Genomic DNA, 11,078 nt, shown 5'->3' on the forward strand with positions numbered 1-11,078 from the left:
ATATCACCCTAATTACCTTTCTCAATATCTTCTTTGCTTAATAAAGTTGCTTTTACTTCTGCGCCATTTTTCGCTTTTGTTAAGCCATCTACAACGATTTCATCGCCTACTGTTAAACCTTTACCATCTTTGGAAGGACGAATGATGGTGTATTTACCACTGGTACCACTTGTTGTGACAGGCACTTGTTCTACTTTACCATCTCGGATGACCATCACAAATGTTTTATCCAATACTTGTAATAAAGCACGAGATGGCACTAAGATAGCGCCTTGAATAGTTTCACCGCTAGTAATAACGGATGCATACATATTTGGTAACAACATATAATTTGGATTTGGGAATGCTGCTTTTAAAATCAGCTGACCTGTACCGCTATCTAAGTTTTTGGCAGCTTCCACAATGCGACCTTTAATTGTGCTTACAATTTTGTGATTATCATCATAGGTACCATAGATTTCACCATTGGACAATTTCAATTCTACTTCGCCATCTACAGAACGATGTGCTTTTTTATATTCTAAGTACTCTGCTTCACTCATACTAAATTGTACATATACTGGATCGGTAGAGTTCAATGTGACAAGTGCTGTTTGTCCAGCTGTAACGAATGTACCTAAATCTACATCATCCATTTCCAATGTACCATCAAATGGCGCATATACAACCGTATCTTGTAAATTATTTTCCGCTAAGCGGATTTGTGCTTCCATAGCTTCTAAGGCTGCGCGATTTTGTGCAGCCACACTAGCTTGTGTATCCAGTGTTTGGCGGGCAATGGCATCTTCATTTGCTAATGTTTGATAGCGCTGTAAATCGACTTGAGAGTTTTGGTACGCTGCGCTAGATCGTGCTGCATTGGCTTGTGCACTAGCTAGGTTCGCTTCGTATTGACGTCCATCGAGACGATACAATGCTTGACCGGCTTTTACCGTGTCGCCCCCTTTTACATATTTTTCAACAACTCGACCGGATACATTCGCTCGAATCACAATAGAATTTTGTGCCAATACAGTACCATTGAAAGATTCTTGTACATTTGTATCAGTAGCTGTGATTTTATAGGAGTTAACCTCCGTTGGACCTTGCCCCGGAGCTTGTCCACCACAACCAGATACAAGTACAAGGGCTGCCAAGCTAGCTGCCACTAAACCATTATACGCTTGTTTTTTCATTCATTTCACCCTTATTTGTAATACCCTGTAATATAACTGAAATAACCTTTGGCATATATTTATAAATATCCTCATGATGATTGGAGCTTTCAAACACAATGCGTCGTACAGCACCTTGCAACATCATAATGATAATATCAACATCCACATAGCGAGCAATAGTTCCTTGCTCTTGTTGGTGTAGTAAATAGTGTTTAAGTAAGTCCCAATCTTTCTTGAACAAAGTTTTCAACGTTTCTTGTAGTTGCGGTATATATAAGAAGATTTATATGAAAGATTCTCCACTGAAAGCCGCATACAAATTTGATCGTACTTTAAAATACCTATCTAATACTTCTTCTACAGTAAGACTTTTATTGTTCACAATATTCTCATGCTGTCTGTAAAAATCTTCTGCCCCATGGACTAAAATGGTTTCTACAATTTCATGTTTAGAACGAAATTGTTCATACAACGTACGTTTACTGATAGTCAGTGCTTTTGCTAAATCATCCATGCGGAATGATATGCCTTGCTCTTCAATCATTATGGCCGCCGCTGCTAAAATTTTCTCTTTAACCGTAACCAATATAGCCCTCCTTTCATACTCTCTTTTATATCTATTAAAACTCAAAGTATACTACTCAGTACTACTCTTTAGTTTACTTAAAATAGGAACAAATGTCAAACTAAGAAACTCATCAATTCGATGATGTCTATATACCCCAAACTTTCATTTTTAGAAAGTTTAGGGTATGAATAACCCAAACTTTTATTTTTAAAGAGTTTAGGGTATGAATAACCTAAATTTGCAAGCAAAAAATGCCACGCCTTAGCGCAGCATTTCTTTGAAAGCAGATTAATTATCCCATACTTTAGGAATATAATACTCAGTAAATAGTTTTATCGCATAGTTATCTGTCAGACCCGCCACATAGTCCACAATATCTTGGTCTGTAATGGGATTGTCATGATGGATTTCATGGCGAATCGCCTCGGGATGTTCTTTATAGTACATAAATAAGTGTTTTACCACATAGTCACCTTTATTCCGATCTGGAATTAACGACGGTGCCCGATAGACACGTTCAAACATAAAACGACGGAAAATATTCATAGTTTCCACACCACGTTCTGACATAGAAATCACCGGTTGATCCATAGAGGATGTCACCATATCTGTGACCATGGCAGTAATCATTTTGGAATGGGTATCTCCGAAGACCTGTACCACTTCTTTCGGTAAATCATTCACCCTGAGCATATGTGCTCGCAACGCATCATCAAAATCATGACACAAATAGGCGATACGATCAGCAGTGCGTATAATCTGCCCTTCCAAGGTAAGAGGCATATGAGAGCCTGTATGCCCTAAAATACCATCACGAACAGCAGTTGTTAGGTTAAGACCTTGTCCATCCTTTTCTATACTTTCCACCATGCGCAAGCTTTGCTCATTATGATTGAAATGACCTACCATATCACGAAGGGCGTATTCCCCCACATGTCCAAATGGTGTATGTCCCACATCATGCCCCATAGCGATAGCCTCTGTCAAATCTTCATTCAACCGCAACGCCCGTGCAATGGTACGTCCAATCTGTCCCACTTCTAAGGTATGTGTCATACGAGTCCGATAATGGTCCCCTGGAGCAATATATACTTGTGTTTTATGTTTTAATCGACGGAAACATTTGCTATGTAAAATACGATCTCGATCTCGTTGAAAATCCGTCCGATATGGATCAGGCTCTTCCCTACGATCTCTTACAGATTCTCTACTTTTAGCCGCATAAGGACTTAACATAGTATATTCTCGTTCTTCTAGCATTTCACGAATACTCATATGACACCTCCTAGCTTAGCGTGTATCCATGACACGATTTTTTTGAATGATTTGCATCACCATACCAGCTGTTTCTTCGATAGATTTATTAGTTACATCAAGTACTGGACAATGCAACCGTCTCATCACAGTTTTTGCATAATTTAACTCTTCTTCAATACGGCTTACATTCGCATAATTAGCGTCCGCATGTAGTCCCATGGTACGAAGACGTTCTTCACGAATATTGTTCAATTTGAAAGGATCAATAATTAACCCCACAATCTTGCGCCCTGGAATTTGGAACAATTCTTCTGGTAACGGTACTTCTGGTACCAATGGTAAATTGGCTGCTTTTATTTTTTTATAGGCTAAGAACATAGATAATGGTGTCTTACTAGTACGAGAAATACCAATAATGACAATATCTGCTTTTTCAAAGCCTTTTGGATTTTTACCATCGTCGTATTTCACGGCAAATTCAATAGCCTCTACCTTTTTGAAATATTCTTGGTCTAGTTTATGAATCATACCAGGTGCTAATCTAGGCTCTGTATCTGTCATAGTTCCTACTGCATCCATAACAGGGCCCATAATATCTACGGCTTGCACACCCTGTGCTTTACAAGCTGTATCTAAATAAGACCGCAATGCTGGTGATACAATGGTATGACAGATCACATGTCCGCCGGTAGCAGCTTCTTTTACCACTTCATTTATTTGTAATTCATCATTAATATAGGGCACACGAACGATATCAATCGTTTCCTTATCATATTGACTTGCCGTAGCACGTGCCACTGATTCAGCTGTTTCTCCTAGGGAGTCAGAAATTGCATAAATAATTTTAGCCATAATTACTCCTATCGTTTTCCACAGTCCCAAAATAAACGGGTCACTGTGGTTTTAGAAATACGACCTACTACACGATATTCTTTACTTGTCTCTAATAATACCTTATCTACTACCGGTACGCAATCGATTTCAAAATCAATCATCCGTTCTACTGCTTCCACAACAGGCATATCGGGATATGCCACTACGACTTTACTAGTAGGTGTCATGATCATGGAAATAGGCATAGTATTTAAATCAGACCCACCAAGAGAGGCACGCAATAAATCTTTACGAGAAACCACGCCTTTTAATATACCATCATCACAGATTAAGATAGTTCCTACATCTTCTGTGAACATGGTAACAATTGTGTCATACACAGATGCTGTGGAACTGACTGCTACCACACTGGACATAACTTGTGCCACTGTGAAACTATTAATCTCAGCCGCTAAGGGATTATTTGCCACTTTACCAACATAGTAATACCCTACCTTTGGCCGTGCATCTAAAATACCCATCATTGTCAGTACCGTTAAATCTGATCGCAACGCTGACCTCGTTAAGTCCAATTTTGTAGCGATCGCTTTACCAGTGATAGGCCCTTCTTGTTGTACAATTTGTACAATCGATTCTTGTCGTTTTGAAAGATTCATATTATTACCTTTCTATGAAAAAGGAGGCTCCTTCCAGAGCCTCCTCATCTATTACCAATCTAAAGCTTCTGTATTTTGACGACCTTTGCCTGTCAAAGCATCTAACATAATGCGTTGTTCTAATTGTGCCACCATTTTTTTCGTAGACACCACAGCATCTGGATTTACAGAAATAGAATCAATACCATGTTTTACTAAGAACTCACAGAACTCTGGATACACACTTGGTGCTTGTCCACAGATGGATACTGTTTTGCCATCTTTGTGTGCTGTTTCAATTAAATGTTTAATAGCACGTTTTACAGCCAAGTTTCTTTCATCATAAATATGTTGTACAGTTTCATTATCACGATCACAGCCTAATACAAGCATCGTTAAGTCATTGGAACCGATAGAGTAACCATCTACATATTGATTGAATTGATCCGCCAAGATAATGTTCGCAGGGATTTCAGCCATCAACCATACTTTGAAGTCTGCATTACGTTGTAAGCCGTGTTCTGCCATAATACGAGTTACTTCTGCTGCTTCCTTCACAGTACGACAGAATGGAATCATAACTTGCAAGTTTTTAAAACCGAATTCATTGCGTACTTTTTTAATAGCTTCTAATTCTAACAAGAACGCTGGTGCATAGCGTTCATCATAGTAGCGAGAAGCGCCACGGAATCCAAGTAACGCGCTAGATTCTTCTGGCTCGTATTTATCACCACCATTTAAATCACGGTATTCGCTAGATTTGAAGTCACTCAAACGCAATACAACTTGTCGAGGGGCTAAGGCTGCACATACTTTACGCATACCTTCGGCTAATGTATCGATGGCAAAATCACGACGACCTGTTTCGATTAAATGCATTGGGTGTTCATGAATAAATGTAGTCCAAATGAATTCCTCACGCATCAAACCAATACCATCACAAGGTAATACACCATATTTTTCAGCCAAGTCTGGATCGCCTAAGTTCATGTAGATTTTAGTGGCTGTAATCGGTGTTGGCTCTACATAGCGAGCTTCTGCTGCCGGTTCTACTTTTTTGGTAGCCTCTTCTAAAATTCCATCATAGACAATACCATTGGTAGCATCTACAGTAATCATTTGACCATCAGAAATGGTTTTCGTTGCCTCTTCACTACGAGATTTGGTACCTACAATACATGGAATACCCAACTCACGGCTTACGATAGACGCATGACAAGTCATACCACCAGCATCTGTGACAATAGCTTTAGCTTTTTTCATCGCCGGTACCCAGTCAGGAGCAGTCATAGTAGTAACAAGGATTTCTCCTTCTTTAAAATCATCGATATCTTCTGGATTTTCGATGACATGGGCACGACCTGCTGCTTTACCAGGGCTCGCAGGAAGACCTTTTACAACAATCTTACGTTCTGTTGTAGTCGCTTCCACTACAGTTTCTTCTTTTTCTTTCTTTTGAGAGAATACAGTTTCTGGACGGGCTTGTAAAATCCATACTTTTCCATCGCGCTCATCGATGCCCCATTCCATATCCATATAGCAACCATAATGTTTTTCAATTGCTTTTGCATAAGTTGCTAATTCGATAACTTGTTCGTCTGTGATAACTTGTTGACGAGCTTGGTCTTCAGGAATTTGAATTTCAACGCAATCCCCTTCTGGTTTACGTACTAATGCAAGATTTTTATCGTTAATCATACGATCTGTAATTTGCATCGTCCCTTTATCTACAGTGAAATTATCTGGTGTTACTGTACCTTGCACTACATACTCACCAAGACCCCAAGATCCTTCGATAATAATGGATTTGTCATCACCATTCATAATATTCACAGAGAACATAACGCCTGCAGCTTTGGAGTATACCATCATTTGGATGGCTGCTGACAAGGCTACTGTCATATGATCGAAACCTTGTTTTACACGATAGTAGGTAGCACGGTCAGTAAAAGTAGATGCATAGCATTCTTTTACTTTAGCAATAATCATATCTGCGCCACGAACATTTAAGTACGTATCTTGTTGACCTGCAAAACTAGCATCTGGCAAGTCCTCTGCAGTGGCACTAGATCGTACCGCTACAAATGGATTTTCTTCCCCTACTTTACGTGCTAACTCTTCATAGCCTTCACGAATAGCCTCAGCTAATGGAGCTGGCATTTCCTCATCCATAATCATTTGACGCACTTCTGCAGTCACCTTACGTAACAAAGCAGAGTTTTCCACATCATGTAACTCTTCTAGTTTAGCTTTAATTCGATCTACTAAACCAGTTTCTTCCATGAAATAACGATAGCCATGGGCTGTTGTAGCATATCCATAAGGAACAGGTACATTCGTAGAAGAAGTCATTTCTCCTAAAGAAGAAGACTTACCACCAACAATATCCACATCCTCACGATGCAATTCATCAAACCAAAGAACATATGCAGTATCACGACTCATGATTATCCCTCCATCACAAATAGTATTCATAATTTAAGTATATAGTACAACACATATAATAAATAGTCAAGCATTATTAGGATTAGAATCAAAAGTAAGTTGTAAATTAAGCCCCATTTTAATAAAAGATACATCATAATAATGTAATTTTAAATAAAAAAGCACCCTTATAGGATGCTCTTCCATTTGCCCTATTCAGTTACAAACACCACAGGCTACATAGGGAAACAAGTGATATTTGTAATACACCTACTAACTGTGCTATAATTAAGATAACAAAAGAAGAGCCATCAACGTGTAGCTGGCGTTAGGCTCATCTTAAAACTTTCAAAATGGATAGCCTAACGTGTATAAGTATTAGCGGTACTTATCTTATACGTTAGGCTTTTCATTAATTATTTAAATAAATCAATGAGATGTACTATTAATTTTAAGATTAAAAATAATCTATACATATTTCTAAATTTTTTCATAGTACCACCTCCTCCCATAATAGGAAGAGATGATTCACACCCAAAATACAATAAGAACACCAGAGGAACGCAGTTAGACGTAGTAGCCTTGTGGCGGCCCTTTACTACCTAACTCACACAAACGCAAAAAGAGCACCACATGTTCCTGAACAAACATAACCACTGTATAGCTTACGAAGGAATGTGCCGTGCTCTAAAACCTCAGAGGAACGCAGTTAGATGTAGTAGCCTTGTGGCGTCTTTTACTACCTAAATCACTCAAACACAAGAAGACCGTAACATACCCCTGAACAAACATAACCACTGTATAGTTTGAGAAGGGGTGTGTTACGGTCTTCCCTTTATCTTATTTAGTTAAAAACGCCACAGCCTACATAGACTAACAAGAGACGATTTTAATGAATTTCCGTTTCCCAACTTGCAATACCATACCGTCTTTCAATAGAATATGTTCTTCGTTGCACTTTTCACCATCAATTTTAAAGGCTCCAGCTTTAATAGATCGTCTTGCTTCCCCATTACTTGCTGTTAAGCCTGCATCAGATAATAACTGTGGTACAAACACAGGTTCTTCTGTGATTGCCACTTTATATTCTGGAATATCTGTTGGCATCGCATGTTTTTGGAACACACGCACAAACTCATTTTGTCCAAAATTGGCAGCTTCTTCTCCATGATATAGACGAACGATAGTATGAGCCAATTTCATTTTTACATCTCTAGGATGGGCTGCACCAGACTCTAAATCCTTACTAAGTTGTTCTTGTTCTTCAATACTCATGTCTGTCACCAACATAAAATAACGCATCATCAACTCATCTGGGATAGACATCGCTTTACCATACATTTCAGATGGAGCTTCACTAATACCAATGTAGTTGCCAAGAGACTTACTCATTTTCTGAACCCCATCAAGGCCTTCTAAAATTGGCATTGTAATAATGGTTTGCTCGGACATCCCCTCTTCGCCTTGTAAATGGCGTCCCATTAACAGGTTGAATGTTTGGTCAGTACCACCAAATTCCACATCAGCTTTCAAAGCAATAGAATCGTAACCTTGCATCAATGGATACATGAACTCATGAATACTAATAGGACGACCTTCTGTATATCGTTTGTGGAAATCATCTCGCTCCAACATACGAGCTACTGTATATTTGGAGGCTAACTTCAATACATCCGCAAAATCCAATTTGCTTAACCATTCACTATTGAAACGAACTTCTGTTTTTTCAGGGTCTAAGACTTTAAAAATTTGCTCTTGGTATGTTTTCGCATTAGTAATCACTTGTTCTTCGGTCAACGGTGGACGAGTTACGCTTTTACCAGTTGGATCACCAATACGAGCTGTAAAGTCACCAATTAAAATGATAACTTTATGTCCAAAATCTTGGAATAATTTAAGCTTACGCAAAACAACAGTATGGCCCAAATGAATATCTGGAGCTGTTGGATCTAATCCTAATTTGACAATCAATGGCGTATTTGTTGCCACGGATTTTTCTAATTTCTTTTTAAATTCATCTTCTGGTAAAAGATCAGCTACCCCATGGGAAATGAGGCGAAACTGTTCTGCTGCACTAATCATGATTATCTCCTATGTTACTGTGAATTTTTAGATGATCTAGGAGCAACAACGGGCTCCTTCCCTTTATTACTTTTAGATTTAGATGGGCTTTCATCATTGGATGTTGTACTAGTATCCTCCTCTACATCTCCATCTTTTTTATCTTTTTTGTCTTTCTCATCTTTTTTCTTATCTGTAGCTGGGTTTGTATTGCCTGCATAAGCTTCAGGACCTACCCCCTCTGGCACTGTAAAGTTAGATGCTGGAGTATCTGCTAAAGCTGCTTGCATGTATTGTCTCCAGATGATAGCTGGTGTTTGACCACCTGTGGTACCATGTAAAGTTTCAGATCCACTATCATCACCCATCCAAACCACTGTCACTAAATCAGGCGTATAACCTGCAAACCAAGCATCTTTTTCTTCATCGGTAGTACCAGTTTTACCTGCTACTGGACGACCAAAATAAGCATTACCACCTGTACCAAATTTAATTACAGATTCAAGCATATTTGTCATCATATATGCATATTTTGGCTCTACAACACGAGTTTCCTCAACAGAACCTTCCTCTACAATATTACCATTACGATCTATAATTTTCGTAATAGCTACAGGCTTAACTTTCACACCATTATTGGCAAGCACCCCGTAGGCTACCGCCATATCCATAGGTGTCACACCTTTTGTCAAACCACCTAATGCAACAGCTAAGTTATCATCACCATGTTTATCTAATGTAGAAATCCCCATTTTCTCAGCTAGGTCCAACACATTTGACATACCCACCTTATCTGCTGCTAATACAGCTACTACGTTATTAGAGTGAGCTACTGCATTACGCATTGTCATAGCGCCTGAATGTCTACGAGAATAGTTTTGAGGCTTCCAGCCATTAAATTCAGATGGTTTATCTACATATACTGTACCTGGAGTATCTCCATTTTTCAAAGCTGCCAGATATACAAATGGCTTAAAGGCTGAGCCAGGTTGACGTACCGCCATAGTAGTACGATTAAAGGAATCTGTACCACGTCCACCCACCATAGCTACGATATGACCATTATGAGGATTAATAGAAATCAATGCCCCTTGTGGCTGCTGTAAGCCATTTTCATCCGTATAATAATTTGGTAAGTTTTCCATAGCCTGTTCAGCAGCCCTTTGTGCCTTCATATCAATGGTAGTATAAATTTTCATACCTTCTTTATAAATTGCATTATCACCATATCGTTCCGATACTTCATTAATAACATAATCTACAAAGTAACTCATTCTGCCATATCCATTAGAAGATTTTGGTTTATCTAGCAAGTGTAAGTCCGCATTTTTGGCTTCTTCTGCTTGATCAGCTGATAGATAATCATATTTCACCATCTGTCCCAATACAACAGCCTGACGCGCTTTAGCTGCTTTTAGATTATTAAATGGAGAATAATAATTTGGACTTTGCGGTAAGCCCGCTAAAATTGCCATCTGCGCTAATGACAGGTCCTGCACATCTTTATCAAAGTATACATGAGACGCTGTTTGTACACCATATGCACCTTGACCAAAATAAATTTGGTTCATGTACATTTCTAAAATTTCTTGTTTTGTATAGTGTTGTTCAATACGCAACGCCAATAAAGCTTCCATAATCTTACGTTTAAAGGTACGATCCTGTGTTAAGAAAGCATTTCGTGCTAACTGTTGCGTAATCGTAGATCCACCTTCTGCAACACCGTCATGAATAATATTTACCCATACAGCGCGTAAGATACCAATAGGATCGATACCATGATGGCTATAGAAACGATTATCTTCTGTAGCAATAAAAGCATTCTGAAGGTTTTTTGGAACTTCTGACAACTTCACAGGTAATCGATTTTCTTCTGAATGGACTGTAGTAATTAAATCACCATTCGCATCATATATTTGTGAAGATGCTGCTGGTTTTACATTAGCCACGTCCGGTAAAGAAGACATAGTGGCACCTAAAAATCCACAACCTGCACCTGCTACAATCAATATAAATAAGATAAAGAAAATCCAAAAAGAACGTTTCCAAGATGATTTTTTCTTTATCGGTTTCTTTTGCACTACCCGTCTCCTAGGAGGAATGGGTCTTGATGAACTAGGATTCATACGTCACCTCTCTAAA

At 38.7% G+C, this 11,078-nt stretch carries 9 protein-coding genes; all 9 read right to left on the reverse strand.

Annotated elements, in window-relative coordinates; genetic code table 11:
* Positions 1–8: 8 nt before the first annotated feature.
* Entirely contained in the window at positions 9–1,175 is a 1,167-nt protein-coding gene (locus tag EO112_RS00840; RefSeq protein WP_127162494.1) for an efflux RND transporter periplasmic adaptor subunit, read from the reverse strand.
* On the reverse strand, positions 1,156–1,407 hold the full coding sequence (locus EO112_RS00845) for a hypothetical protein (RefSeq protein WP_062402931.1): 252 nt from the start codon (positions 1,405–1,407) through the stop codon (positions 1,156–1,158). The genes EO112_RS00840 and EO112_RS00845 overlap by 20 nt, the downstream gene beginning before the upstream one ends.
* Positions 1,408–1,440: 33 nt before the next feature.
* Positions 1,441–1,743: a TetR/AcrR family transcriptional regulator gene (locus EO112_RS00850; protein WP_126940250.1), complete on the reverse strand. Its 303-nt coding sequence runs from the start codon at positions 1,741–1,743 to the stop codon at positions 1,441–1,443.
* Positions 1,744–2,013: 270 nt separating this feature from the next.
* Positions 2,014–3,000: a deoxyguanosinetriphosphate triphosphohydrolase gene (locus EO112_RS00855; protein WP_127010366.1), complete on the reverse strand. Its 987-nt coding sequence runs from the start codon at positions 2,998–3,000 to the stop codon at positions 2,014–2,016.
* Between the two features lie 15 nt (positions 3,001–3,015).
* Positions 3,016–3,834 (reverse strand): pyruvate, water dikinase regulatory protein, encoded by an 819-nt coding sequence (locus tag EO112_RS00860; protein ID WP_062402939.1) that lies wholly within the window; start codon positions 3,832–3,834, stop codon positions 3,016–3,018.
* A gap of 8 nt (positions 3,835–3,842) precedes the next feature.
* Complete coding sequence (locus EO112_RS00865; RefSeq protein WP_009354020.1) at positions 3,843–4,472, reverse strand: CBS domain-containing protein; 630 nt, start codon at positions 4,470–4,472, stop codon at positions 3,843–3,845.
* 51 nt (positions 4,473–4,523) lie between these two features.
* Complete coding sequence (gene ppsA / locus EO112_RS00870) at positions 4,524–6,896, reverse strand: phosphoenolpyruvate synthase (RefSeq protein ID WP_127010364.1); 2,373 nt, start codon at positions 6,894–6,896, stop codon at positions 4,524–4,526.
* Positions 6,897–7,748: 852 nt separating this feature from the next.
* On the reverse strand, positions 7,749–8,957 hold the full coding sequence (gene tyrS / locus EO112_RS00875; protein WP_127162496.1) for a tyrosine--tRNA ligase: 1,209 nt from the start codon (positions 8,955–8,957) through the stop codon (positions 7,749–7,751).
* A gap of 14 nt (positions 8,958–8,971) precedes the next feature.
* Positions 8,972–11,062 carry a penicillin-binding protein 1A gene (locus EO112_RS00880; RefSeq protein ID WP_126940247.1) on the reverse strand — a complete coding sequence of 697 codons (2,091 nt, stop codon included), beginning with the start codon at positions 11,060–11,062 and terminating at the stop codon, positions 8,972–8,974.
* Positions 11,063–11,078: the final 16 nt, after the last annotated feature.

Origin of the sequence: Veillonella sp. VA141, from assembly GCF_003992175.1 — a bacterium.
In the GTDB taxonomy this organism is placed as follows: Bacteria; Bacillota; Negativicutes; order Veillonellales; family Veillonellaceae; genus F0422.